Origin of the sequence: Brevundimonas sp. (assembly GCF_035627475.1) — a bacterium.
Lineage (GTDB): Bacteria > Pseudomonadota > Alphaproteobacteria > Caulobacterales > Caulobacteraceae > Brevundimonas.
Genome location: NZ_DASPLR010000013.1, coordinates 1 through 23,391, shown reverse-complemented (window position 1 = coordinate 23,391; position 23,391 = coordinate 1). Strand labels below are relative to the sequence as shown.

At 70.2% G+C, this 23,391-nt stretch carries 24 protein-coding genes and 3 tRNA genes; 8 read left to right on the top strand and 19 right to left on the bottom strand.

Features of this window, described 5'->3' with window-relative positions; translation table 11 throughout:
- Window positions 1-17: 17 nt before the first annotated feature.
- On the bottom strand, window positions 18-881 hold the full coding sequence (kdsA, locus tag VEA62_RS03130) for a 3-deoxy-8-phosphooctulonate synthase (protein ID WP_324818269.1): 864 nt from the start codon (window positions 879-881) through the stop codon (window positions 18-20).
- Window positions 882-992: 111 nt separating this feature from the next.
- Here kdsA and VEA62_RS03125 point away from each other — a divergent pair, with 111 nt between their 5' ends.
- The 5 genes from VEA62_RS03125 to VEA62_RS03105 all read left to right on the top strand — a co-directional run bounded on the left by VEA62_RS03125 (window position 993) and on the right by VEA62_RS03105 (window position 6,408).
- A complete protein-coding gene (locus VEA62_RS03125; protein WP_324818267.1) occupies window positions 993-2,447 on the top strand; it encodes a deoxyribodipyrimidine photo-lyase in 1,455 nt (484 codons plus the stop codon).
- 32 nt (window positions 2,448-2,479) lie between these two features.
- Window positions 2,480-3,700, top strand: coding sequence for a cyclopropane-fatty-acyl-phospholipid synthase family protein (locus VEA62_RS03120; protein WP_324818265.1), 1,221 nt, complete (start codon window positions 2,480-2,482; stop codon window positions 3,698-3,700).
- 23 nt (window positions 3,701-3,723) lie between these two features.
- Window positions 3,724-4,560, top strand: a complete 837-nt coding sequence (gene sseA / locus VEA62_RS03115) for a 3-mercaptopyruvate sulfurtransferase (protein WP_324818262.1) — start codon at window positions 3,724-3,726, stop codon at window positions 4,558-4,560.
- Window positions 4,561-4,735: 175 nt separating this feature from the next.
- On the top strand, window positions 4,736-5,680 hold the full coding sequence (locus VEA62_RS03110; RefSeq protein ID WP_324818259.1) for a hypothetical protein: 945 nt from the start codon (window positions 4,736-4,738) through the stop codon (window positions 5,678-5,680).
- Window positions 5,677-6,408 carry an ATP-binding cassette domain-containing protein gene (locus VEA62_RS03105; RefSeq protein ID WP_324818256.1) on the top strand — a complete coding sequence of 244 codons (732 nt, stop codon included), beginning with the start codon at window positions 5,677-5,679 and terminating at the stop codon, window positions 6,406-6,408. The genes VEA62_RS03110 and VEA62_RS03105 overlap by 4 nt, the downstream gene beginning before the upstream one ends.
- Here VEA62_RS03105 and VEA62_RS03100 read toward each other — a convergent pair.
- Window positions 6,405-7,715, bottom strand: a complete 1,311-nt coding sequence (locus tag VEA62_RS03100; RefSeq protein ID WP_324818254.1) for a dicarboxylate/amino acid:cation symporter — start codon at window positions 7,713-7,715, stop codon at window positions 6,405-6,407. The genes VEA62_RS03105 and VEA62_RS03100 overlap by 4 nt on opposite strands.
- A 27-nt stretch (window positions 7,716-7,742) precedes the next feature.
- Window positions 7,743-8,804 carry an amino acid ABC transporter substrate-binding protein gene (locus VEA62_RS03095; RefSeq protein WP_324818252.1) on the bottom strand — a complete coding sequence of 354 codons (1,062 nt, stop codon included), beginning with the start codon at window positions 8,802-8,804 and terminating at the stop codon, window positions 7,743-7,745.
- Window positions 8,805-8,939: 135 nt separating this feature from the next.
- On the opposite strand from VEA62_RS03095, the gene metC reads away from it, so the two are divergent.
- Window positions 8,940-10,109: a cystathionine beta-lyase gene (metC, locus tag VEA62_RS03090; RefSeq protein ID WP_324818250.1), complete on the top strand. Its 1,170-nt coding sequence runs from the start codon at window positions 8,940-8,942 to the stop codon at window positions 10,107-10,109.
- Here metC and VEA62_RS03085 read toward each other — a convergent pair.
- From VEA62_RS03085 to VEA62_RS03035, 11 genes are all read right to left on the bottom strand, one after another.
- A complete protein-coding gene (locus VEA62_RS03085; protein ID WP_324818248.1) occupies window positions 10,102-10,575 on the bottom strand; it encodes a hypothetical protein in 474 nt (157 codons plus the stop codon). The two genes, metC and VEA62_RS03085, sit on opposite strands and share 8 nt — an antisense overlap.
- Window positions 10,576-10,579: 4 nt before the next feature.
- Window positions 10,580-11,353, bottom strand: a complete 774-nt coding sequence (locus VEA62_RS03080) for an exodeoxyribonuclease III (protein ID WP_324818245.1) — start codon at window positions 11,351-11,353, stop codon at window positions 10,580-10,582.
- Window positions 11,354-11,403: 50 nt separating this feature from the next.
- Window positions 11,404-11,480, bottom strand: a tRNA-Arg gene (locus tag VEA62_RS03075).
- 59 nt (window positions 11,481-11,539) lie between these two features.
- Entirely contained in the window at window positions 11,540-11,845 is a 306-nt protein-coding gene (locus VEA62_RS03070; RefSeq protein ID WP_324818242.1) for an ETC complex I subunit, read from the bottom strand.
- 201 nt (window positions 11,846-12,046) lie between these two features.
- Window positions 12,047-12,123 (bottom strand) — tRNA-Pro (locus VEA62_RS03065).
- 56 nt (window positions 12,124-12,179) lie between these two features.
- Entirely contained in the window at window positions 12,180-12,656 is a 477-nt protein-coding gene (locus tag VEA62_RS03060; RefSeq protein WP_324818239.1) for a DUF192 domain-containing protein, read from the bottom strand.
- Window positions 12,657-12,766: 110 nt separating this feature from the next.
- Window positions 12,767-13,327: a cold-shock protein gene (locus VEA62_RS03055; protein WP_324818236.1), complete on the bottom strand. Its 561-nt coding sequence runs from the start codon at window positions 13,325-13,327 to the stop codon at window positions 12,767-12,769.
- A 260-nt stretch (window positions 13,328-13,587) separates the two neighbouring features.
- Window positions 13,588-13,662, bottom strand: a tRNA-Glu gene (locus VEA62_RS03050).
- 85 nt (window positions 13,663-13,747) lie between these two features.
- On the bottom strand, window positions 13,748-15,574 hold the full coding sequence (gene recJ, locus VEA62_RS03045) for a single-stranded-DNA-specific exonuclease RecJ (RefSeq protein WP_324818233.1): 1,827 nt from the start codon (window positions 15,572-15,574) through the stop codon (window positions 13,748-13,750).
- Complete coding sequence (gene glpX, locus VEA62_RS03040; RefSeq protein ID WP_324818230.1) at window positions 15,574-16,530, bottom strand: class II fructose-bisphosphatase; 957 nt, start codon at window positions 16,528-16,530, stop codon at window positions 15,574-15,576. The genes recJ and glpX overlap by 1 nt, the downstream gene beginning before the upstream one ends.
- Before the next feature lie 60 nt (window positions 16,531-16,590).
- The gene (locus tag VEA62_RS03035; RefSeq protein ID WP_324818227.1) at window positions 16,591-17,049 is read right to left on the bottom strand and encodes a hypothetical protein; all 459 of its coding nucleotides are present in this window, start codon (window positions 17,047-17,049) and stop codon (window positions 16,591-16,593) included.
- 77 nt (window positions 17,050-17,126) lie between these two features.
- On the opposite strand from VEA62_RS03035, the gene phaC reads away from it, so the two are divergent.
- Entirely contained in the window at window positions 17,127-19,115 is a 1,989-nt protein-coding gene (gene phaC / locus VEA62_RS03030; RefSeq protein ID WP_324818224.1) for a class I poly(R)-hydroxyalkanoic acid synthase, read from the top strand.
- Window positions 19,112-19,486, top strand: coding sequence for a hypothetical protein (locus tag VEA62_RS03025; RefSeq protein WP_324818221.1), 375 nt, complete (start codon window positions 19,112-19,114; stop codon window positions 19,484-19,486). Before phaC ends, VEA62_RS03025 begins: the two co-directional genes overlap by 4 nt.
- Before the next feature lie 4 nt (window positions 19,487-19,490).
- Here VEA62_RS03025 and msrB read toward each other — a convergent pair whose 3' ends face one another.
- The 5 genes from msrB to rplM form a co-directional block, all read right to left on the bottom strand.
- Window positions 19,491-19,985 (bottom strand): peptide-methionine (R)-S-oxide reductase MsrB, encoded by a 495-nt coding sequence (msrB, locus tag VEA62_RS03020; RefSeq protein ID WP_324818219.1) that lies wholly within the window; start codon window positions 19,983-19,985, stop codon window positions 19,491-19,493.
- Window positions 19,986-20,169: 184 nt separating this feature from the next.
- A complete protein-coding gene (argC, locus tag VEA62_RS03015; protein ID WP_414641803.1) occupies window positions 20,170-21,105 on the bottom strand; it encodes an N-acetyl-gamma-glutamyl-phosphate reductase in 936 nt (311 codons plus the stop codon).
- Between the two features lie 226 nt (window positions 21,106-21,331).
- Window positions 21,332-21,595 carry a hypothetical protein gene (locus tag VEA62_RS03010; protein ID WP_324818214.1) on the bottom strand — a complete coding sequence of 88 codons (264 nt, stop codon included), beginning with the start codon at window positions 21,593-21,595 and terminating at the stop codon, window positions 21,332-21,334.
- Window positions 21,596-21,673: 78 nt separating this feature from the next.
- A complete protein-coding gene (rpsI, locus tag VEA62_RS03005) occupies window positions 21,674-22,195 on the bottom strand; it encodes a 30S ribosomal protein S9 (RefSeq protein WP_324818212.1) in 522 nt (173 codons plus the stop codon).
- Window positions 22,196-22,197: 2 nt separating this feature from the next.
- A complete protein-coding gene (gene rplM, locus VEA62_RS03000; protein ID WP_324814706.1) occupies window positions 22,198-22,674 on the bottom strand; it encodes a 50S ribosomal protein L13 in 477 nt (158 codons plus the stop codon).
- Between the last annotated feature and the right edge of the window lie 717 nt (window positions 22,675-23,391).

Sequence of the window (23,391 nt, the reverse complement as noted above, 5' to 3'; positions counted from 1 at the left end):
ACTCCCGCCTATCGGATTCAGGCGGCTTTCGCCATCCGCGCCTTGGTCAGGTCGTCGTAGGCGATCAGGTCGGCGCACAGCGCTTCGAACTGGTTCAGCGGCACCATGTTGGGCCCGTCCGACGGCGCGTTGTCCGGATCCTGGTGGGTTTCCATGAACACCGCGTCGACGCCCACGGCCACGGCCGCGCGGGCCAGCACCGGCACGAACTCGCGCTGGCCGCCCGAAGACGTCCCCTGCCCGCCCGGCTGCTGCACGGAATGGGTCGCGTCGAACACCACGGGACAGCCGATCTCGCGCAGGATCGGCAGCGCCCGCATGTCGCTGACCAGGGTGTTGTAGCCGAAGCTGGCCCCGCGCTCGCAGGCCATGACGTTCGGATTGCCCGCCCCGACCACCTTGGCGATGACGTTCTTCATGTCCCAGGGCGCCAGGAACTGGCCCTTCTTGATGTTGATGACCTTTCCGGTCGCCGCGGCGGCCAGCAGCAGGTCGGTCTGGCGGCTCAGGAAGGCGGGGATCTGCAGCACGTCGACGGCCTGGGCCGCCTCGGCGCACTGCGCCTCGTTGTGGACGTCGGTCAGCACGGGGAGTCCGACGCTTTCGCGGATCTCGGCGAAGATCGGCAGCGAGCCTGCCAGCCCCAGTCCCCGCGCCGCATTGGCGCTGGTCCGGTTGGCCTTGTCGAAACTGGTCTTGTAGATGATCCCGGCGTTCAGCCGCTCGCCGATCTCCTTCAGCGCATGAGCCATTTCCAGGGCGTGCTGACGGCTTTCCAGCTGGCACGGCCCGGCGATGAAGACGATGCGCTGTCCGCCGCCGATGCTCACCGGCCGCTTGAGGCCGTCTTTGATGTCAATGATGGCGTTGGGCTTGGACACGGCGAGCTTCCCGGAATTGCGACTTGGCGACGCGCGGCCCTTGCCGCACCTATGCGGCGATCAGGTGGCGTGTGACAGCGTGAGACGCAAGCTATCACGGAGCCCGACCGCATGACCACCAGACCGGCGCCCGTCATCCTGTGGTTCCGTCAGGACCTGCGCCTCGCCGACAATCCGGCCCTCGACCACGCCATGCGCACGGGCCGCCCGCTGATTCCGGTCTATATCCTCGATGACGGTCCAGCCGTGCGCCGCATCGGCGCGGCCTCGCGCTGGTGGCTGGAGGGCTCGCTGCGCGCGCTCGCCGCCGACCTGGACCGGCGCGGCGCGGGCCTCCTTCTCCGCAGCGGTGATTCGGAAACCGAACTGCGGCGCCTGATCGCCGAGACCGGCGCCGATGCGGTGTTCATGAACCGCCGCTTCGAGCCCGACGCCTTCGTGCACGACGCCGACATCGCCCACGCCCTCAAAGCCGACGGCGTCGAGTGCCACGGCTACAACGGCGCGCTGCTGGCCCGTCCCGGCGCGGTGTGGACCGGCTCGGGCGGGGCGTATCGGGTCTTCACCCCCTTCTTCAGGGCGCTGCTCGAGGTCGCCGCGCCGCCGCCTCCTATGCCCGCGCCGGGTGCCATCGAGGCCGTCTCCGGCCTGACCGGCGACACCCTCGACGCCTGGGCCCTGCGCCCGACGGCGCCCGACTGGGCCGGCGGATTCAACTGGACGCCTGGCGAGGCCGGCGCCGCGGCCGCCCTCACGGCCTTCGTCGAGCGCGGCCTGAGGTCCTACTCGAAGGGCCGCGATCACCCGGCCGAGCCGGCGGTCAGCCGGTTGTCGCCCCACCTCCACTGGGGCGAGATCCATCCGTGGCGGGCGGCCGAGGCGGTCCGGCGCGCCGCAAGCGACGGCCGCGTCGCCCCGGCCGAGGCCGAAAAGTTCGTGGCCGAACTGGGCTGGCGCGATTTCTCGGCCCAGCTGCTGCACCATTTCCCGCAGATGACCGATACGGCCTTCCGGCCCGAATACGACCGCATGCCGTGGCGCGACGATCCCGACGGCCTGGAGGCCTGGAAGCGCGGCCGCACCGGCTATCCAGTCGTCGACGCCGGCATGCGCCAGCTGTGGACGACCGGCTGGATGCACAATCGCGTCCGCATGATCGTCGCCTCCTTCCTGGTCAAGGATCTGCTGGTCGACTGGCGCGCCGGCGAGGCCTGGTTCTGGGACACGCTGGTCGACGCAGACCTCGCCAGCAATGTTCAGAACTGGCAGTGGGTGGCGGGCTCCGGCGCCGACGCCTCCCCCTGGTTCCGCATCTTCAACCCGGTCACCCAGGGTCAGAAGTTCGACGCTGACGGCCGCTACGTCCGCCGTTGGATTCCGGAGCTGGCCCGACTGCCGGACCGCTGGCTTCACGCCCCCTGGACGGCTCCGCCGGAGATCCTTCGGGCCGCCGGGGTCCGCCTCGGCCAGGACTATCCGAAACCGGTCGTGGACCACGCCGCCGCCCGCGACCGCGCCCTCGAGGCACTTCGCTCCATGGCCCCCGGCTCGCACGCCGGGGATTGACGAGCCGACCGGTCCGACCCAACCTTGACGGCATGACGACGGTGACCGTCGATCTCCAGCAGGCCGCCGCCCGTACGCCGCGCGGGTTCGGCCTGCTGTTGCGCCTGCTGGCGTCCAACTGGACCTTCGGCCGCCTCACCGTCCGCCTGCCCGGCGGCTCCAGCCACATCCTCGAGGGACGCGAGCCGGGGCCCTCGGCGACGCTCGAAATCCGCGATTACCGATTCGCGGGCCGGGTCCTCGCGTCAGGCGATATCGGATTCGCCGAGGCCTATATGGCCGGGGAGTGGGAGACGCCCCACCTCGCCCACCTGCTTGAGGCCCTGGCGCGCAACCAGGACAATTTCCGCCGCCTGACCAGCGGCAATCCGGTGATGAAGGCCGTCCACTGGCTGTCGCACCGCATGAACCGCAACAGCCGCTCGGGTTCGAAGAAGAACATCCACGCCCACTACGACATCGGCAACGCCTTCTACGCCGCCTGGCTCGACCCCTCGATGACCTATTCCTCGGCGCGCTTCATCCGCCGCGGCATGGGGCTGGAGGCGGCCCAGCGCCAGAAATACGCCGCCCTGGCCCGCGCCATGGACCTCCGGTCCGGCCAGTCGGTGCTCGAGATAGGCTGCGGCTGGGGCGGCTTCGCCGAGTTCGCCGCCAGGGAGGTCGGCGCCCGCGTCACCGGCATCACCATCTCGCGCGAACAATACGAATTCGCCCGCCGGCGGATGTTCAACGCCGGCCTGTCCGAACGGGCCGACATCCAGCTGATCGACTACCGCGACGTCCGAGGCCGCTTCGACCGGGTCGCCTCGATCGAGATGTTCGAGGCGGTCGGCGAGGAATACTGGCCCGCCTATTTCGCCAGAATTCACGACGTGCTCGAGCCCGGCGGCCGCGCCGGCCTGCAGATCATCACCATCGAGGACGCGGCCTTCGACCGCTACCGCCGGCGTACCGACTTCATCCAGAAATACATCTTCCCCGGCGGCATGCTGCCGTCGGAGGCCGCCCTCAAGCCCGTCGTCGCCGCCGCCGGCCTGGACTGGCGCGCCGTCCAGCGCTTCGGCCAGGACTACGCCGAGACCCTGAGGCTGTGGGACGAGCGCTTCCAGGCGGCCTGGGACGACATCAGCCGCCGCTGCGGCTTCGACGAGCGCTTCCGCCGCCTGTGGCGATTCTATCTCGCCTATTGCGAAGCCGGCTTCCGCATCGGGCGGACCAATGTCGTGCAGCTGGCGCTTTCGCGCCCCTGAGGCCGCTCTGCTAGACTGGTTCCATGCCCGATCTTTCGCCGCTGATCACCGCTGCCGAACTCGCCGCGATCCTCGGCGAACCCGATCTCCGCCTCGTTGACGCCAGCTGGCATCTCGACGGACGCGACGGACGACCGGACTTCGAGGCCGCGCGGCTGCCCGGCGCCGTGTTCTTCGATCTGGAAGCCAGTTCCGATCCGAACAGCGATCTACCGCACATGCTGCCGCCCGCCGAAGCCTTCGGCGCCCGGATGGGCGGCCTGGGCCTGTCCGAGACCGACCACATCGTCGTCTACGACACCGTTGGCATCCGATCGTCCGCCCGCGCCTGGTGGATGTTCCGCGTCATGGGCGCGCCCCGGGTGCAGGTGCTCGACGGCGGCCTGCCGACATGGCTTGCCGAGGGACGGCCCGTGGAGTCCGGTCCTCCTGTTCCGGTCGTCCCCGCCGTGTTCACCGCCCGCCTCCACCCGGAGCGCCTCGCCGATCTCGACGCCGTCCGCTCCGCCCTGGCCGGCGAGGCCCAGGTGGTTGACGCCCGCGCCTCAGACCGTTTCAGCGGCCGCGCGCCCGAGCCCCGCGCCGGCCTGCGCCCCGGCCACATGCCCGGGGCCCTGAACCTGCCCTTTCCCGGCGTGCTCGATTCAGACGGCACGATGAAGCCGCCCCCGGACCTCGACACCGCCTTCCGCGCCGCCGGCGTCGATCCGGACAGGCCCGTCGTCACCAGCTGCGGGTCCGGCGTCACCGCCGCCATCCTCAGCCTCGCTCTCGCCGTTCTCGGCCGCCCCTCCCGCCTCTACGACGGCAGCTGGGCCGAATGGGGCGGGCGTCAGGACACGCCCGTGGCGACGGGCTGAAACTTCCCGTTGCGACTGCAGCGCGCACCGGCCACGGTGTCTGCGTCGTGGTGGAGAGACTCGCCTGAACCCGGTCCGGATCCTGTTTCTCTACGACCAGCGGCGCCTGTCCGGCCTGCTGGCGGCCCTGCGCCGCGATCCCCTGGCCGTCCTGGCGTCCGTCGGGCTGCTCGCCGTGCTGATCGTCGGCGGAGCCTGGGGTCTCGCCCGCCACGCCGCCGCGCCTCCGCCCGCCCTCGCCCTGCAGCTGGGCGTTTCGGCAGGCGCCCTCGTCGGCCTGTCGCTCAAGCCGCTGACCGCGCTTCGGGCCGGTCCCCTCCGCGAGCTCGGCGACGACCCCGGGGCCGTTTTCTTCTGGCTGTGGATTCGGGCGGTCGCCGGGCTCGCCGCGCTGACGGTCCCCGTCGCCGCGGCGGCCTTGTTGATGGGCTGGCGTCCCGGACAGGAGGCCCTGCTGGCGTCCGTCGCCGCGGCGATCGGGGCCGGGCTCGGCGCCGCCGTCCGCCTGTTCTGGCCGGCCGCCCCGATCCGGCTGTCGTCGATCCGCCTCCTCCGATGGCGGCCTGCGCGCCGTTCCGGCTCCCGGGCGCGGCGCCTGTGCTGGATCGAACTGTCGAGACGCGAGCGCGGTCTGCCGGCAGGCGTTACGGCGGCTGCGGCCTGGCTCGGGGCCCTGGTGATCGGCGCCGCCGAAAGCAACCCGCGCCTGCAAGGGGTCGCGGACGGGGCAGCGGCCGTGCTCGCCTTCGTCGCCACGGTCCAGACCTTGCGTTTCGACCCCGCCACCGTGCACCTGCTCGCCTTCGAGCCGAACAGCCTGTCCGGGCTCGTCCGGGATCTGTTCGGTGCGCGGCTGGCGGCCGTCGTCGCCATCGGGACCCTGGTGGCCCTGGTCTCCGCCCCCGTCGCCCTGTTCGGCCTGGCGCTCGGCGTCGGCTTCCGGGCGTTCGAATTCCTCCACGTCGTCCGTCGCCACGCCGGCGCCCGCCTGCTTGCCCAGCTGGAGATCGGACTGACGCTCCTCATCGCCCTCGCGACCGGGCCGGCGGCGCTGGCGTGGATCGTGGCGCGCTCCGCCTGGCTCTACCGCCGCGCCGACCAGTCCATCGGCCTGGCGTGAGCGCGGGCGTCTCCCTCCGCGAGCTGTCGGTCTCGCTCGGCGGCCAGCCGATCGTCCGGCGGGTGTCTTTCGACGCGCCCGCCGCCGGCTGGTTCGGCGTCCTCGGCGTTAACGGCAGCGGCAAGACCACCCTGCTGAGGAGCCTCGCCGGTCGTCTCGAGGCGCAGGGCTCGATCCGCATAGGCGACGAGGAGCTGGGCCGCGACCGCCGCGCCCGGGGCCGCCGCATCGGCTTCATGCCCGATCAGGCGGACCTCCCCGCCCTGCTGACCGGAGCGGATCTGGTCGACCTGCTGACCCTGTCGCGCGGCGGCGAGCCCGCTCTGTCGCGCGAGGTCCACGAGGCCCTCGGCCTCGGCGCCCTGCTCGATCTTCGCATCGGCGCCATGTCCTCGGGCATGCGCCAGCGGCTCGCCGTCCATTCCGCCTTCATCGGCGAGCGGCCGGTGCTGGTTCTGGACGAGCCGTTCAACTGGCTGGACCCGATCGCCGCCCACGACCTGCGGGGCCTGTTGCGGCGGGCGGCGGAACAGGGCCGCACCGTCATCACCACCCTGCACGACGCCGCCGCCTTCGTGCTCAACTGCGACGAGGGCGTGGTGCTGAACGAAGGCGGCGTGATGCGCCGCTACGAGGCCGGCGCCCTGCCGGCCCTCAGGTCGGACATCGCGGCGTTCGAGGCCGACCTCTACGCCGGCATGACCGGGCCTCGGCGGGACCGGCCCTAGGCCGGCGGCGCCACCGGTTCCTCCAGCCCCGCCGGCACGATCTCGTCGCTCTCGCCGCGCGAGACCACGGTCGCCGCCACCAGGTCGCCCGTGACGTTCAGCGTGGTCCGGCACATGTCGAGGAAGCGGTCGACGCCCAGGATCAGGCCGATGCCCTCGGCGGGCACCCCGACCATGACCAGGATCAGGGCGATGACGGGCAGCGAACCGGCGGGCACGCCGGCTGTGCCGATGCCGCCCAGGATGCAGACCAGCATGACGACCAACTGCTGAGTGAGGCTCAGCTCGACCCCGAAGAACTGGGCCAGGAACAGCACCGTCACGCCCTCGAACAGGGCGGTGCCGTTCTGGTTGGCCGTCGCGCCGACGGTCAGCACGAAGCGCGATATGCGCCGCGGCAGCTTCAGTTGCTCCTCGGCCGCCTTGATCGCGATCGGCAGGGTGGCGTTGGACGAGGCGGTCGAGAAGGCCACCACGAACGGTTCGCGCACGCCCCTGGCGAAAGTCAGCGGGTTCATGCCGCCGAAGGTCCAGACCAGCAGCGGGTAGACGATGAACATGTGGATGGCCATCGCCCCGACCGCGACCGCCGCATAGGCGCCGAGCCGGAGCAGCAGATCCCATCCGAACACGGCGGCCAGGTTGAACATCAGGGCGGCGATGGCGATCGGGGCCAGTTTGATGACGAGGTTGATGAGCTTCATCATCACCTCCAGCAGGCCCTGCAGCGTCTCCTGCAGGCGGTCAGTCGCCTGGCTCTTCGCCATGACCATGCCGATGCCGAAGATCAGGGCGAACACCATGACCGGGAGGATCTGGTTCTCCGCCGCCGCCGTGACGACGTTCGACGGGATCATGTCGAGGAAGAACTTGCCCGCCTCGATGGACCTGGGGGCATTGCCCACGATCGCCGAGGCGCCGTCCGCGCCCTGGGCCAGAAGCTGCGCCGCCAGTTCCCGGTCCACGCCGGCGCCGGGCTGAAACAGGTTCACCATGCCCAGGCCGACGGCGACCGCGATCGCCGACACCAGGATGGTGAAGGCCAGCGTCTTCAAGCCGACCCGGCCCAGCGACTTCAGATCGCCCATCTCGGCGACGCCGACGGCCAGGGCCGCGAACAGCAGCGGCAGGACCAGCATGAACAGCAGGCGCAGGAAGATCTGCCCGGCGGCCTGGATGAGATCCATCACCCAGGGGATGACTTCCTGATTGGTCAGGTTGACGAACAGTCCGCCCCCGAGGCCGACCGCAAAGCCGAGCAGCATCCACAGATAGAGCGGGATCCCGCCGCGTTTCGTCGTTTCCATGCTTCCCCCCGGCCTCGGCCGATGTCGTTACCGGATCGGCAGGGCGTAGATCAGGCCGCCCGGCCGAGCGTTCCATTGTGCGTTAAGCCCGCGCGCCAGGTCGAGCGATGAATCGGGTCCGAGATTTCTCGCGAAAATTTCCCCATAGTTGCCGGAGGCTTCTACAGCGTTCTTCGCCCACTCTCTCGGCAGTCCCATGGTCCGCCCGAGGTCGCCCTCGACGCCCAGCAGCCGGCGAATCTGCGGGTCGCGCGATTCCCTGGCCAGCTGATCGGCGTTCCCGGCGGTGACGCCCAGCTCCTCCGCCAGGATCAGGGCGTTCAGGGTCCAGCGCACGATCGAGGTCCAGGACTCGTCCCCTCGCTTCACCGCCGGCCCCAGGGGCTCCTTGGAGATGACGTCGGGCAGGATGGCATGCTGCTCGGGATTGGTCAGCAGCGTCCGCGCCGCGGCCAGGGCCGAGATGTCGGCGCTGAAGGCGTCGCAGTCCTCGCGGGCGTAGGCGGAGCGGGCCGCCTCCTCGTTGGCGGCCACCACGGCCCGGTATTCGATGTTCCGCGCCCGGAAGAAGTCGGCGACATTCAGCTCCGACGTGGTCTCGCGCTGGACGCAGACCCGCGCCCCGTTCAGCTCCTGGGCGCTGGCCAGGTCCAGCGAGCGGCGGACCAGAAAGCCCTGCCCGTCGTAATAGTTGACCCCGGCGAAGCGGATGCCCTCGGCGATCTCGCGCGACATGGTCCAGGAGGTGGCCCGCCACAGCACGTCGACGCGGCCGCCCCGAAGCGCGTCGAAACGCTGGCTCGAGGTCAGGGGCACGAACCTCACCGCGTCCGGATCGCCCAGAACGGCCGCCGCCAGCGCCCGGCAGAAGTCCGCGTCGAACCCCCGCCATTCGCCCCGGTTGTCGGTATAGGCGAAGCCGACCAGTCCCTCGTGAACCCCGCAATTCAGCCGGCCGCGGCGCTTGATGGCGTCCAGCGTCGGGCTGGCGAATTCGGGAGCCTCGGTCGCCGCCACCACGGGCGCCTTTTCGGTCTCCGCGTCCCGGTCGCCGCCGCCGCAGGCCGCCGCCGTCAGGGCAAGGGCCATGACCGCCCCGGCCGCACCAGCTCTCCGGATACCCTCTGTCCGCATTCCTGTTCCTCGCCCGAGCGATTCCAGACCTTGCGCCCCCGCTTGCTTTAGAGGCTTTTGAGCCACGAACCGCAACCCTCGACGGGCCCGATGTCCGACCGTTCCGACCGCACGCGCCTGATCGCCTCCGCCACCCGCCGCGGGGCCGGCCGCCGCCCCGTCAACCCGCCCGTCGAGCGCGGCTCGACCCTGCTCAACGACTCGCCAGGCGCGATGCGGGACGCCGCCGCCGGTCCGGTCTACGGCATCGAGGACCTGACCGCCGCCCGTGAGCTGCGCGCATCGCTCGCCGATCTGGAAGGCGCCGCCGACGTCTGGCTGGTCCCCTCCGGCCTCGCCGCCGTGACCGTGCCCCTGACCGCCTTGACGCGTCCGGGCGACGAGGTTCTGACGACCGACGCCCTCTACGGCCCCAGCCGCCGCTTCCTCAACCGGCACCTGAAGGCGCGCGGGATCACGGCCGCCTTCCACGCCCCGGGCGCGTCGGTGGACGACATCCTCGCCGCCATGACCAACCGCACCCGACTGCTGCTGATCGAGTCGCCCGGCTCCCTGACCTTCGACCTGGTCGACGTGCCGGCCCTCGCCGCCGCCTGCCGATCGCGCGGCGTCCTGACCGTCATGGACAACACCTGGGCCGCCGGCCTCGCCTTCCGCCCCCTGGCGCACGGCGTCGACGTCAGCGTCCAGGCCGTGACCAAATACGTCGGCGGCCATTCCGACCTGCTGATGGGCGCCATCGCCGCCGCCGATCCCGCCGTCGGCCGCCAGATCGCCGAGACCATCGAGGATCTCGGCTGGCGCGTCTCGCCCGATGACGCCTGGCTGGCCCTCAGAGGCATCCGCACCCTGCCGCTGCGCTATGCCGAACAGGCCCGCTCCGCCCTCGCGATCGCCCAGTGGCTTCAGGCCCGCCCCGAGGTGGCCCAGGTCCTGCACCCCGCCCTCCCCGGCGCGCCGGGTCACGACCTCTGGCGCCGCGACTATTCAGGCGCCGCCTCGATCTTCGGCGTCGTCATGAACGGCGGTTCCGAAGCCGCCGCCCACGCCCTGATGTCGGCGCTCGACCTGTTCGGCCTCGGCTATTCCTGGGGCGGCTTCGAAAGCCTGATCACCCATGAGACCGGCCAGCTAGCCTTCCGTCAGTCGCCGCCCGCCCTCGCCGGCGAACTGCTGCGCCTCCACGTCGGCCTCGAGGACCCCGCCGACCTGATCGCCGATCTCGAGGCGGGCCTCGCCGCCTGGGCCGCGACTAGCTGAGCTTCGCCCGCGCCGCCTTCAGCCTGGCCTTCAGCTGGTCACGCGCCTTCCGCTGCCGCTTCGCCAGATCGCGCACCCGGCGTTCCAGCGCCTCCCGCTCGGCGTCCAGCGCCGCGCTCTCCTTCGCCTGCGCCTCCTCCAGTGCGTCCAGTTCGGCCTCCAGCGCCTCGACCCGCGCCCGCGCCTTCGCGTCCGACTTCGGCTTCTCCTGCTTCGGCTTCGCCTTGACCGGCTTGGTCCGCTCGACCCTGCCGATATCGACCGCCAGCCCGCGCTCGATCAGCTCGCCCGGCGCCGCCAGCGCCGCCGCCTTGTCGGGTCCGACATCGATCTCGCGGGCCGACCCGTCCTTGAACAGGTCCCGCTTCACCCCCCAGGCCTCCAGCGCCTTCGCCCGCGAAGACGCCGCCACCGTCCATGAGTGGAAACCGTCGGAATAGCAGAACACCTTCAGCTTCCGCGCCATGGCCTCAGTCCAGTTCGATCCACACCGGCGCGTGGTCGCTGGCCCGCTCGCGCCCGCGCACCTCGCGATCCACCCCCGCGTCCCTGAGCCGCCCCGCCGCCGTCGGGCTGAGCAGCAGGTGATCGATGCGCAAGCCCGCATCCCGCTCCCACGCCTGCCGGAAATACTGCCAGAAGGTCCACGGCGGCGGGTCCTGCGGAAATCGCTCGCGCAGGGCGTCGGTCCACCCCTGCTCCAGCAGCCGCGCGAAGGCCGCCCGGCTCTCCGGCTGCAACAGGGCGTCCTTCTTCCACGAGCGGCTGTTGTAGATGTCCGCCTCGGTGGGCACGACATTGTAGTCCCCGGCCAGCACCACGGGCGCGCCCGTCGCCAGCAGATCCGCCGCATGGGCGTTCAGCCGCTCCATCCAGGCCAGCTTGTAGTCGAACTTCGGCCCCGGCTGCGGATTGCCGTTGGGCAGGTACAGCGACGCCACCAGCACGCCGTCCACCGCCGCCTCCAGATACCGGCTCTGCACATCCTTCTGGTCGCCCGGCAGCCCGCGCCGGGTCACCACGGGCTCCGCGTCCCGCGCCAGGATCGCCACCCCGTTCCAGCGGTGCTCGCCCATCCACGCCGCCTGATACCCCAGCGCCCGGATCGCCGCCTCCGGGAACTGCGCGTCCGTCGCCTTCAGCTCCTGCAGACAGCACACGTCGGGCCGCGCCGCCTCCAGCCACTGCAGCAGATTGGCCAGACGGGTATTGATCCCGTTGATGTTGAAGGTGGCGATCTTCACCGTCCCTCAACGGCCCCGCTCGTCATGCGGTTGCCCCGAAGTCGGCGGAATGGCGCGCCCAGCAGGACTCGAACCTGCAACCGTCCGCTTAGAAGGCGGGTGCTCTATCCGGTTGAGCTATGGGCGCCATAGGTCGGCCTGGCCTGCGCCTCAAGTAGCGCGAAGCGCGGTAGGCGCACCAGTATTTCAGTGCGTCCACGACACCTTGCGGTTGGTGGCGAAATTGTCCGCATAGGCCTTGATGATCACCGGCGGCTCCTGCGGTTCGTGCAGGCGGAACGGGATGCCGTAGCGCTCGGCGTAGGCGATCGCCTCTTCCTTGGAGTCGAAATCCAGCCGCACCTGGCCGTTCATGTCCGCGGAACTGGTCCAGCCTATCAGCGGATCGATCGTCCGCGCCGACGCCGGCTCGAACTCCAGCCGCCACTGTCTGGTCTTGGCCTTGCCCGACTGCATGGCGGTCTTGGCGGGGCGGTAGATGCGGGCGAGCATGGGCGGACTCATCTGGCGGGGCGAGGACGCCCTCCCTTACAACGCGCCGGACACCGCGCTCAAGCAGCGAGCGGCCGCGCCGCGAGCGATAGCGCCCAAACCTGCGCTCAAGCAGCGAGCGGCCTCGCCGCGAGCGATAGCGCCCAAACCTGCGCTCAAGCAGCCAGCGGCCGCGCCGCGAGCGATAGCGCGCTCAACATCTGGTCGGGGCGAGAGGATTCGAACCTCCGACCCTCTGCTCCCAAAGCAGATGCGCTACCAGGCTGCGCTACACCCCGATCCAGAGGCGCGGTGTTTGCCACGCGCCGGGTCGCGCCGCAACGCGGTGCGGCGACTATTCGGCGGCGAAGAACGGATGGCGGACCTTGTCGCCCGGCCTGGCGCCGATCTCGTCGGCCCGGCCGCCGCGCAGTTCCAGCACGCCCATGGCCGGTCCGTTCGAGGGGATGATGGCGTCCGAATTGGGCGTCGCATTCTTCGCGATCGAGACGATGCGGCCGTAGGGGTCGATATAGATGATGTCCAGCGGGCTGGGCGTGTTGTGCATCCAGAAGCCGCGTTCGGCCACGTCCGGGAACTGGAACAGCATGCCGCGGTCGTCGGCCAGCGGCTCGCGGTGCATCAGCCCGCGCTGGCGCTCGGCGTCGTCGTCGGCGATCTCGACCATGAACTGGTGCTCCCCGGTCGAGGTGGTCACCGTCAGCCGCTCCAGCGGCTCCCCGTTCGGACCCTGGGCCGAACCCGCCCCCGCGCATCCCGCCAGCAGAACCAGACCGGCCAGGCCGGCCAGAAAGCCACGACGAACCATCATCATTCCACCCTCAGAAATCTTCCGCCGCGGATTTGCGCCCATCCGCCCGCGGGCGGCAAGCCCGGCCCGCGCTCCAGTCTATCGCCGGAACGCGCCGCCGGGGAGATCGATCAGGCGGTCGGGCGGATTTCGGCGACCACCAGCCCCTTCGGGCCCTCGGCGAAACGCACGACCACGGCCTCGCCGGGCAGCAGGTCGTCCAGTCCGCAACGCCGCAGCGTCTCGACATGGACGAAGATGTCGCCGGGCTGGCCGTCGCGCACCACGAAGCCGTAGCCCTTGGTGCGGTTGAACCATTTGACCACGGCCGTTTCCATTACGCCGCCGCCGCCGTCCAGCGCCAGCGGCGGCCGGCCTTCCCGGCGCAGGCTGTCATAGCCCCGGCGCGGCGCGCTCACGGCCTCGGGATCGCCCTCGCCCAGGTCGTGAACCTCGGTCACCTGCCAGCCCTTGGGGCGGCGCGCGCAGTCGCAGGTGATGGGCGCGCCCTCCGGGGCCGTGTCCCGGCCGCTGTCGCGCAGGCTGGAGACATGCAGCAGCACATCCTTCATGTCGGTCAGCGACGGATCATCAGGCACGATGAAGCCGTATCCCTTGCCGGGATCGAACCACTTAACCCGGCCGGCGATGCGCACCGTCTCGACCGTCTCAACGCCCTCGTAGTCGGACACAGCCTTCCCCCTGTTCGCGCGCGGTGCGAACGCGCCTTGTTTAACACGGTTCTGCGAAGCCCGGAAAAGGCAAAAACGCCAGTTTCAGCCGCAAGCTGAACATTTTTTTCAACTGACGCCTGAAACCGCCGCCGAAGACGGGGCCACGGGCGGCGGATGGCCGCCGCAGGGGTGGGATCGTGCCGCCATGCGCGCGCGCGGGCCCACGGCCGATGGTGCGGCCGCCGGACGATCCTGGCGATGTGGGGAAAGGCCCCGCGTGGCAGTCCCTAGGGGAGTCGAACCCCTCTTTTCAGGTTGAAAACCTGACGTCCTAACCGATAGACGAAGGGACCGCGGCGCGGGGAAGCGGCGATATAGCCGCCGATTCCGCGGCGTGCAAGCGGCTTTGCCGTAGAAAAGCGCGAACCGCGTTCGCCCTCAGGCCATACGCGGATCGGCCACGTCCTCGATCTCGAACTGCACGCCGCGCCGGCCGTTCCAGTCATCCGCCTTCAGCCGTCCGGCCACGCTGAGACCGCCCTGCCCGGCCAGCAGCGCCTTGCCCGATGGCAGGTCTGCGCAGCGCCACGCGATCGCCCTCACCGACGCCCCGTCGGCTCCCACCAGCCGGCAGCGCACATGGCCGCCGTTCATGGCGACGGGCTCGCGCACCGCGACATGCTCCAGCGCGAACAGCGGCTCGGGATTGGCCGGCCCGAACGGGGCCAGCTGCTCGAACTGCTCGAACAGGGCCCGCGTCGCCGCGCCGGGATCGATCAGGGCGTCGATCTCGACCCCGTCCAGCGCTTCGGCGGCCGCCTGTTCGCCGGCCATCCGCTCGTTGAGAAAGTCGCGCAGCCGCCCGATGTCGTCGGCCCGGACCGTCAGTCCCGCCGCCATGGCGTGGCCGCCGCCGGCCATCAGCACCCCGGCCTCCCAGGCCGCCTGGACCGCCCGGCCAAGGTTCATCCCCGGCTGCGACCGGCCCGAGCCCTTGCCGACCCCGTTGACCGCGTCGACGCCGATGACCACCACGGGCTTGCGCCAGCGCTCGCGCAGCCGCCCGGCGACGATGCCGACCACGCCCGGGTGCCACTCGGCTCCCTCGACGACCACCACGGCCGAGCCGTCGGCATGGACGCCGGTCGCCTCGACCATCCGCGTCGCCTGCTCCGTCACCTGCCGCTCGACCTCGCGCCGGGCGATGTTCAGGGCGTCCAGCTCCTGCGCCAGGGCCATGGCCTCGTCCGCGTCGTCGGTCGACAGCAGCCGCGCCCCCAGGTCCGACTTGCCGATCCGCCCGCCCGCATTGATGCGCGGTCCCAGGATGAAGCCGGCGTGATTGCATTTGGCCGGCCCCGGCTCGCTCCCCGCGGCGGCCAGCAGCGCCCGCAGCCCCGGATTCCTCCACTCCGACATGACTCGCAGCCCCAGGCTGGTCAGGGCCCGGTTGAAGCCGGTCAGGCCGGTGACGTCGCAGATCGCCCCCATGGCCGCCAGATCCAGCCATTGCCGGATGTCCGGCTGCTCCCGGCTCCCCGATTCTGGCGTGAACATCCCGCGCCGCCGCGCCTCCCGGTTCAGCGCCGCCAGCAGCACGAACACCACCCCCGCGGCGGCCAGATTGCCCTGCCCCGAGTTGCAGCCCGGCCGGTTCGGATTGACCACGGCGGCGCAGACCGGCGGATGCTCGCGCATCATGTGGTGGTCGATGACCACGACCTTCAGCCCGATCGCCGCCGCATGGGCCACCGCCTCATTGGCCGCCGCGCCGCAGTCGACGGTTATGACCAGGTCGGCGCCCGACGCCTTCAGCGTGTCGAAGGCCTTCGGGCTGGGTCCGTAGCCCTCGGTCATCCGGTCGGGCACATAGATGGGCAGGTCCGCCCCCATGGCCCGGAACCAGCGCACCAGCAGGGCCGCGCTCGACGCGCCGTCCACATCGTAGTCGGCGAAGACGTGGATCGAGGCGCCGGCCTGCAGGGCGTCGAGGATCGCTTCCGCCGCCGCGTCCATGTCCATGAAGCTGGACGGATCGGGGAACAGCGCCTTCAGGGTGGGCTGCAGGAAGTCCGCGCCCTGATCGGCCCGAACCCCCCGCGCCGCCAGAGCCCGCGCCAGCGGCTCCTCCAGGTTCAGCGCCTGCATATGGGCGCGGATCAGCGCCGCCTCGGCCGGCCTCTGCCGCCAGGCGCGGCCGGTCAGCGAGCGGGAAACCCCCAGAAACGCGCAATGCGAGCCAGGCAGGCTTCCCCCGTCCGCCATCAGAGAGGCCGTCGCGTGTGGATGCGCTGGATGGTCCGGGTCGAGGAATCCATCACCAGCGTGTGCGTCGTGACGAAGCCTTCGCGCACCTGCACGCCGTCCAGCATCGCCCCCTTGGTCACGCCCGTCGCCGCGAACACCGCGTCCTTCGACACCAGTTCGTGCAGGTCGTACTTGCGGTCGAAATCGGTCACGCCGGTGCGCTGGGCGCGGGCCCGCTCGTCGTCGTTGCGGAAGATCAGCCGGCCCTGGAAATGGCCGCCGACGCATTTCAGCGCAGACGCCGCCAGCACCCCCTCCGGCGCCCCGCCCGAGCCGAGGTACAGGTCGATGCCGGTCTCCGGCTCGGCGGTGTGGATCACCCCCGCCACGTCGCCGTCGGTGATCAGCACCACCTTGGCGCCGACCTCGCGCAGGGCGGCGATCAGCTCGGCGTGGCGCGGCCGGTCCATGACGCAGACGGTGATGTCGCGCGGATCGACGCCCTTGGCCGAGGCCAGCGAGCGCACATTCTCCTGCGGCTTCATGTCCAGGTCGACCGTGCCCGGCGCATAGCCCGGCCCGATGGCGATCTTGTCCATATAGGTGTCGGGCGCGTGCAGCATGCCGCCGCTCGCCGACATCGACAGCACGCACAGGGCGTTGGCCATCGCCTTGGCCGTCAGGGTCGTGCCTTCCAGCGGGTCCAGCGCGATGTCGATGGCCGGGCCCTTCCCGGTGCCGACCTTCTCGCCGATGTACAGCATCGGCGCCTCGTCGCGTTCGCCCTCGCCGATGACGATCTTGCCGTCGATGTCGAGCGCGTTCAGCGCCGTGCGCATGGCGTCGACGGCCAGCTGGTCGGCCTGCTTCTCGTCGCCGCGGCCGATCTGGGCGTAGCTGGCGATGGCCGCCAGTTCGGTGACCCGCGCCGCGTCAGCGGCCAGCGTGGAAGCGTAGGGGGCCGATCCGGCCATGGGCGTTCTCCTGAGACGATGATCCCGGGATTCTGTCGTCCCGGCGACCGTTAGAGTGGGTTAGCGGCGGTCGACCGGCGGCGGAGCCCGGCCGCGCTCCCTGGCCTGCCGGGCGAAGGCCTCGATCTCGGCGGCGGTTTCCTGCGTCACCGGCGCGACCTGCACCGCCGCGACCCGGTCCCGCACCGACTCCGCGAAGGCGACCGCGTCCCCGGCCGACAGCCATTCGATCCGCGCCGCCGCCTCGGCCAGGTCCCCGCCCGTGGTCTCCAGCGCGGCGACCCGCTCGGCGATCGCGGCCGGCGCCGGTTCCGGCTCCAGCGATCTCGGGAAGTCGGCCCAGCGGGGATAGTCCCGATTCGCGTCGACCAGGGCCTGGACCCGCGGCGCCACGGGCGATGTCGGGTCCGTTTCCGGATTGAACGCCCCGACGCAGGCCGTCAGACCGGCCGTGGCGGCGGCGGCGGTCAGGACCGCTGCGAATTTCCGGATCGGCGCGTTCATGTCAGGGGCGGTCATATGCCATGATGGCGGCGGGCGGAAGGGCGACAGCCGCCCCTGCGACCGATCCTGACGTCTCCCGGAGCCTCTCACGCATGGCCAAGCGTCCGACCCCCCCGCCTTCGGCCCCCGGCGACGCGGCTCCGCGCCCGGCCCGCAAGTCCGGCCGCCCCACCTCGGCCAAACCCCCGCGCCCCCGCGCCAGGCCCCCGGCGAAGGACCGGCCCGCGCCCGCCGCTGCGCCCGCGCCGTCGCCCGCCGCCGCCGCCCCGGAAGCGCCCGCCCCCGCCCCCGCCCCCGCCTTCGCCCTTCCCGGCGAGGAGCAGCGGCAGATGATCGAGACCCTGTCGCTCAACCTCGCCCGCGCCGCCATGACCGCCCAGGCCGCCATCGCCGAGGCGGCGCTCAGCCAGGCGGACCGTCCCGCCGCCCTGTCTCCGGACCCGTTCAACGTCGGCCCGGCCATGACCCAGGTGATGAGCGGCCTCGCCTCGCGCCCCGACAAGCTGTTCGCCGCCCAGGCCGACCTGTTCAACCGCTACATGGACCTGTGGGCCGCCACGACCCGCCGCGCCGCCGGCGAAGAGGCCCCCGCCGCGCCCGGCAAGGACAAGCGCTTCAAGGATCCCGCCTGGACCGAGAACCCGATGTTCGACGTCATGCGCCAGTCCTACCTGGTCACCGCCGACTGGATGAACGGTCTGGTCTCCAGCGTCGAGGACATCGACCCGCGCACCAAGCGCCGCGCCGAATTCTTCACCAGACTCCTGACCGACGCCTTCTCCCCCTCCAACTTCCTCGCCTCCAACCCCGCCGCCCTCAAGGCCCTGGCCGAAACCAACGGCGAATCGCTGGTCAGGGGGATGCAGAATTTCGCCGCCGACCTGGAGCGCGGCCACGGCAAGCTGAAGATCAGCCAGGCGGACTACGGCCGCTTCGAGGTCGGGAAGAACGTCGCCACCGCGCCCGGCCAGGTCGTCTGGCGCGACGAACTGTTCGAGCTGATCCAGTATGACCCGGCCACGGAGACGCAGCGCGAGATCCCGCTGCTGATCTTCCCGCCGTGGATCAACAAATTCTACATCCTCGACCTCCAGCCCGAAAACTCGATGATCCGCTGGCTGTCCAGCCAGGGCTTCACCGTCTTCGTCTGTTCCTGGGTCAATCCGGACGTCGACAAGGCCGACTACGGCTTCGACGACTACCTCCAGAAGGGCATCTACCGCGCCATCGAGAAGGCGCTCGAACAGTCGCGGTCCGAGCACATCAACACCGTCGGCTACTGCATCGGCGGCACGCTCATGGGCGCGGCCCTGGCTCACATGGCCGAGCACGGCGACGATCGCGTCACCGCCAACACCTTCTTCGCCGCCCAGCACGACTTCGCCGAGGCCGGCGACCTGCTGCTGTTCACCGACGACCACTGGCTCAACGAGATCGAACAGCAGATGGACGCGGCCGGCGGCGTTCTGCCCGGCGCGGCCATGGCCGACACCTTCAACGCGCTGCGCGCCAACGACCTGATCTGGTCCTTCTTCGTGTCCAACTACCTGATGGGCAAGGACCCGCCCGCCTTCGACCTGCTGTTCTGGAACGCCGACCAGACCCGCATGCCGAAGAAGCTGCACCTCGACTATCTGCGCTCCATGTACGGCAAGAACGCCCTCAGCCAGGGCGAGTTCGAGATCGGCGGCATCAGGGCCGACCTGTCGAAGGTCCGCATCCCCCTCTACTTCCAGGCCAGCCGCGAGGATCACATCGCCCCGATGAACTCGGTCTACCGCTCGGCCCGCGCCTTCCGGAACGCCGACGTCACCCTCACCCTCGCCGGTTCAGGCCACATCGCCGGGGTGGTCAATCCGCCGTCGGCGAACAAATACCAGCACTGGACCAACCCCGCCCTGCCCGACACCCTCGCCGAATGGCAGGCGGGGGCGCAGGAGCATCCCGGCAGCTGGTGGAACCACTGGGCCGACTGGCTCCACGCCCGCTCCGGCGGCTGGGTCCCGGCGCGCGATCCCAGGACGGGCCCGCTTCCGGCCATCGAACCGGCCCCCGGCTCCTATGTGAAGGTGAAATCGTGAAGCGGTTCGAACCCAATCTGCTGCTGGCCCTGTCGACGGGTCTGGCGCTCATCCTCGTGGTGATCACCACCAGCTTCTACGGCTCCGCGGTCCTGCTCCCGCGCAACCTGGTGCTCGCCGCGGCCTGTTCGATCGGCTTCGTCCTGCTCAATCCGCCGCTGATGAAGATGATGCGCCTCAAGCCGCGCCCGCCGATGATCCACCGCGACAGCCCCGGCACGGCGGCCTGGGCCGGCCTGTTCCCGATGTTCGTCATTCTCGCCGCCGCCGTGCCGATCTTCTGGCCCGGCCACGACTACGGCCTGCTGATCATCATCGCCGCCGTCTGGTTCGGCGTCACCCTCGAATCGGCCATCAAGGCCTCGCGCTGACCGGTCAGGCGGGCGTGAACCTCAGCGCCACGCCATTGTTGCAATAGCGCTTGCCGGTCGGCCGCGGCCCGTCGTCGAAGATGTGCCCCTGATGCCCCAGGCAGCGGGCGCAGTGATACTCCGTACGCGGAATGCCGATCTCGAAGTCAGTCTTCGTGCCGATGTTGGCCGCGATCACATCGTAGAAGCTCGGCCAGCCGGTGCCGCTGTCGTATTTCCACTGCGATCGGAACAGCGGCAGGTCGCAGCCCCGGCACACGAAGGTTCCGCGCCGGTGCTCGTTGTTCAGCGGACTCGTCCCCGGCCTCTCCGTCGCCGCGCGCCGCAGCGTCTGATAGCTCGCCGCCGGCAGCCGCGCCCGCCACTGGGCGTCGGTCAGCCGGCGGAACGGCGAGTTCGCATACTGCGCCTCGGACGCGTCGGCCTTGCCCGGCGAACAGCCCGACAGCGCAACCGCGCCGGCGGTCAGCAGCAGATGGCGGCGGGAGAGGTGGGTCATGACGGTGATACGTCGTAGGCGGACAGCCGGTTTTCAATCCCTTCTCCCCTTGGGGGAGAAGGTGCCCCGGAGGGGCGGATGAGGGGTACGTCAGCAATGGACTGGCTGAGGGCCGGTTCGCCTCAAACATCCCCCTCATCCGGGCCGCTCCGCGGCCCACCTTCTCCCCCGGTGGAGAGAAGGGTCAGTTGAGCCCGGTATCTTCCGCCAGCCCCAGCATCAGGTTCAGGTTCTGCACCGCGGCCCCCGACGCCCCCTTGCCGAGATTGTCCAGCAGCGCCACCAGCCGGACCTGCTCTCCGCCGCGGTCCCCGAACACATGCAGCCGCATCCGGTTGGTCCCGTTCAGCCCCTCCGGATCGATCCCGGTCATGGCCTCGGTCGCCTCCAGTTCGGCCACCTCGACGAAGCGCGCCCCCGCATAGGCCTCGGCCAGGGCCCCGTGCACCACCTCCACCGACGGCGACCCGGGCAAAGCCCCCAGGTGCAGCGGGACCTCGACCAGCATCCCCTGCCGGTACGCCCCCACCGCCGGCGCAAACAGCACCGGCCGCTCCAGCCCGCTGTGTTTCGTCATCTCGGGCACATGCTTGTGCTTCAGCGTCAGCCCATAGGCCCGATACGGCTCCGCCCCCGCCTCGAACTCCGCGATCATCGCCTTGCCGCCGCCCGAGTAGCCCGACACCGCATTGACCGTCACCGGCCAGCCCGCCGGCACGATCCCGGCGCTCACCAGCGGTCTTGCCAGCCCAATGAAGCCCGTCGGATAACAGCCCGGGTTCGACACCCGCGTCGCCCCTGCGATCTTCTCCCGCTGTCCGGCCGCCATCTCGGCGAAGCCATAGGTCCAGTCCGGATCGACCCGATAGGCCGTCGAGGCGTCGATCACCCGCACCGCCGGGTTGTCGATCATCGCCACCGCTTCCTTCGCCGCCTCGTCCGGCAGGCACAGGATCACCGCATCCGCCGCGTTCAACGCCTCCCGCCGCGCCTCGACATCACGCCGCCGGTCGCCGAGCAGGATCAGCTCCAGATCCCCGCGCGCCTCCAGCCGCTCGCGAATCTCCAGCCCCGTGGTCCCGGCCTCGCCGTCGATGAAAACCGTGAAAGCCATCTTCAACTCCGATCCCTCTCCCACTGGGAGAGGGCTTGAGCGCACGACGCCGATGGCGTCGTCCTTGCGCGAAAGGGTGAGGGTCGTCTCTATCCTTCGGCGTCAGCCGCCGCCCCGACCGGGCCACGGCTTACGCCGACGGCCGCCAGCCGACCCTCATCCGGCGCTGCGCGCCACCTTCTCCCATCGGGAGAAGGACAGGAATGTGGCCTCGCCATCGGACGGGCATGCCTCAACCCCAAATCTCGGTGCCAATCGGCACGTCCTCTTTTGCGAGGTCTCTGAACATCAACTCCCAAGTCGGTACTTTCGGTGTCGGCTTTGGAAACACGTACTGCACATGGACGATCGCTTCCTTCGAGGAGCCATCCGGCCTTCTAAGCACAACGCTGCGCTCGTCCGGTCCGCTATAGCTCCCGACGAATGGCGACGGCACGACCACCAGCCCCCAACCACTGATCTGGAAGGTCTCAGTGACGGTTGTCAGCTTTTCCAAACGAACCTCCCCAGCCAAAGAAAAAGGGCGCTCCGGTTTCCCGAAGCGCCCCCATCCATAACCGCTTTCGCGATCCGCCTAGCGCTTCGAGAACTGGAAGGACTTGCGGGCCTTGGCGCGGCCGTACTTCTTGCGCTCGACGACGCGGGCGTCGCGGGTCAGGAAGCCGTGCGGCTTCAGGACCGGGCGCAGCGCCGGCTCATAGTGGGTCAGGGCGTGCGACAGGCCGTGGCGGATGGCGCCGGCCTGGCCTGACAGGCCCGAGCCCTCGACCGTGCAGACCACGTCGAACTGGGTCGTGCGGCCGGTCACTTCCAGCGGCTGGGCGATCATCATGCGCAGGATTTCGCGGGCGAAATACTGCATCTGATCCTTGCCGTTGATGGTGATCTTGCCGGTGCCCGGCTTGATCCACACGCGGGCGATGGCGTTCTTGCGCTTGCCGGTCGAATAGGCGCGGCCCTGGGCGTCCAGCTTCTGGACATAGACCGGGTGCTCTTCGCCCGCGCCGGGGGTCTGCAGGCTCTTCAGCGCGTCGAAGCCGGTGGCGGCGGGCGCGTCGTTCTGCGGGGCGGCGGTTTCGTTGGTGACGTCGGTCATGCTCAGACGCTCCGGGTGTTCTTGGGAGAAGCCGACTTGAAGTCGATCGTCTCGGGCGACTGGGCTTCGTGGGTGTGGGCCGGGCCGGCGAACAGGCGCAGGTGCGTCATCTGCTTGCGGGCCAGCGGGCTTTCCTTGGGCAGCATGCGCTCGACGGCCTTCTCCAGCACGCGCTCGGGGAAGCGGCCGTTCAGCACCTTCTCCGGGGTCGTCTGCTTGACGCCGCCCGGGTGGCCCGTGTGGCGGTAGTAGATCTTGTCGGTGTTCTTCTTGCCGGTGAACACCACCTTGTCGACGTTGGTGACGACGACGTAGTCGCCGCAGTCGACGTGCGGGGTGTAGTCGCCGCGGTGCTTGCCGCGCAGACGGTTGGCGATGAAGGTCGCGAGACGGCCCACCACGACGCCTTCGGCGTCGATGTGGATCCACTTCTTCTCGACCTCGGCCGGCTTCAGCGAAGCCGTGGTGCTCTTCAGCATGACGAGGGTTCCTGGGAGGACGAACGGGGTGCCCGTCCCGTGACCGGGAAGAGCGGAAGGCGCGCTGATAGAGGAAGCGGGCGGGAAGGTCAATGCGGATGCGCGCCCTCCGTCACGCATATCGCGTTGATTTAGCACTACAAATCGTGCGCGGTATTAAAATACCATATACACCCGCCCGCGCCGCCCCCTTCGTCCGCCGGCTGTCCCGCCCTCCCTTTCGTCATCCCGGGGCAAGCGGCGCAGCCGCGCCGACCCCGGGACAAGGCGGCGCGCGCGAGCGCGACCCAAAGGGCGGCGCGTAGCAGCCAGGCTGTCGGGAGCGCCTCTGCTGAACAGCCTGCCTGAACAGGTCGCCTTCGGCGCCGCCCTGTCCCGGGGTTCGCTTCGCGCCCCCGGGATGACGAAAGCGGGAACTGCTGCGCTGCAAATCCGGCCCCTGTCTCCATACTTCGAACAGCCAACCAGCTGCTTTCCCTCAACATCCTCCCCGCGCCAGCGTCACGAACGCGCCCTGGTAGAAACCTCCCGCATACTGTTCCCATCCCGTCGGTGGGGAGGGCGTCGGATCCACGCTCCTCGACGACGGCGGGCTGTGGTCGAGCGATGAAGCCCGGACGATGGAGAGTCCGGGGGTCCTCGAGGAGGTCGATGGATGGCCTCCGCTTGCTCGCCGTGCGCCTTGGGTGCGGTCAGATGGCCTCGCGATGGCGGGGG

Excerpts from the sequence above, each read along its gene's own strand:
- VEA62_RS03125 (WP_324818267.1), top strand. The coding sequence starts at position 993 with ATGACCACCAGACCGGCGCCCGTCATCCTGTGGTTCCGTCAGGACCTG.
- VEA62_RS03120 (WP_324818265.1), top strand. The coding sequence starts at position 2,480 with ATGACGACGGTGACCGTCGATCTCCAGCAGGCCGCCGCCCGTACGCCG.
- sseA (WP_324818262.1), top strand. The coding sequence starts at position 3,724 with ATGCCCGATCTTTCGCCGCTGATCACCGCTGCCGAACTCGCCGCGATC.
- VEA62_RS03100 (WP_324818254.1), bottom strand. The coding sequence starts at position 7,715 with ATGGAAACGACGAAACGCGGCGGGATCCCGCTCTATCTGTGGATGCTG.
- VEA62_RS03095 (WP_324818252.1), bottom strand. The coding sequence starts at position 8,804 with ATGGCCCTTGCCCTGACGGCGGCGGCCTGCGGCGGCGGCGACCGGGAC.
- metC (WP_324818250.1), top strand. The coding sequence starts at position 8,940 with ATGTCCGACCGTTCCGACCGCACGCGCCTGATCGCCTCCGCCACCCGC.
- VEA62_RS03085 (WP_324818248.1), bottom strand. The coding sequence starts at position 10,575 with ATGGCGCGGAAGCTGAAGGTGTTCTGCTATTCCGACGGTTTCCACTCA.
- VEA62_RS03070 (WP_324818242.1), bottom strand. The coding sequence starts at position 11,845 with ATGCTCGCCCGCATCTACCGCCCCGCCAAGACCGCCATGCAGTCGGGC.
- VEA62_RS03060 (WP_324818239.1), bottom strand. The coding sequence starts at position 12,656 with ATGATGGTTCGTCGTGGCTTTCTGGCCGGCCTGGCCGGTCTGGTTCTG.
- recJ (WP_324818233.1), bottom strand. The coding sequence starts at position 15,574 with ATGGCGGACGGGGGAAGCCTGCCTGGCTCGCATTGCGCGTTTCTGGGG.
- glpX (WP_324818230.1), bottom strand. The coding sequence starts at position 16,530 with ATGGCCGGATCGGCCCCCTACGCTTCCACGCTGGCCGCTGACGCGGCG.
- VEA62_RS03035 (WP_324818227.1), bottom strand. The coding sequence starts at position 17,049 with ATGACCGCCCCTGACATGAACGCGCCGATCCGGAAATTCGCAGCGGTC.
- phaC (WP_324818224.1), top strand. The coding sequence starts at position 17,127 with ATGGCCAAGCGTCCGACCCCCCCGCCTTCGGCCCCCGGCGACGCGGCT.
- msrB (WP_324818219.1), bottom strand. The coding sequence starts at position 19,985 with ATGACCCACCTCTCCCGCCGCCATCTGCTGCTGACCGCCGGCGCGGTT.
- rpsI (WP_324818212.1), bottom strand. The coding sequence starts at position 22,195 with ATGACCGACGTCACCAACGAAACCGCCGCCCCGCAGAACGACGCGCCC.
- rplM (WP_324814706.1), bottom strand. The coding sequence starts at position 22,674 with ATGCTGAAGAGCACCACGGCTTCGCTGAAGCCGGCCGAGGTCGAGAAG.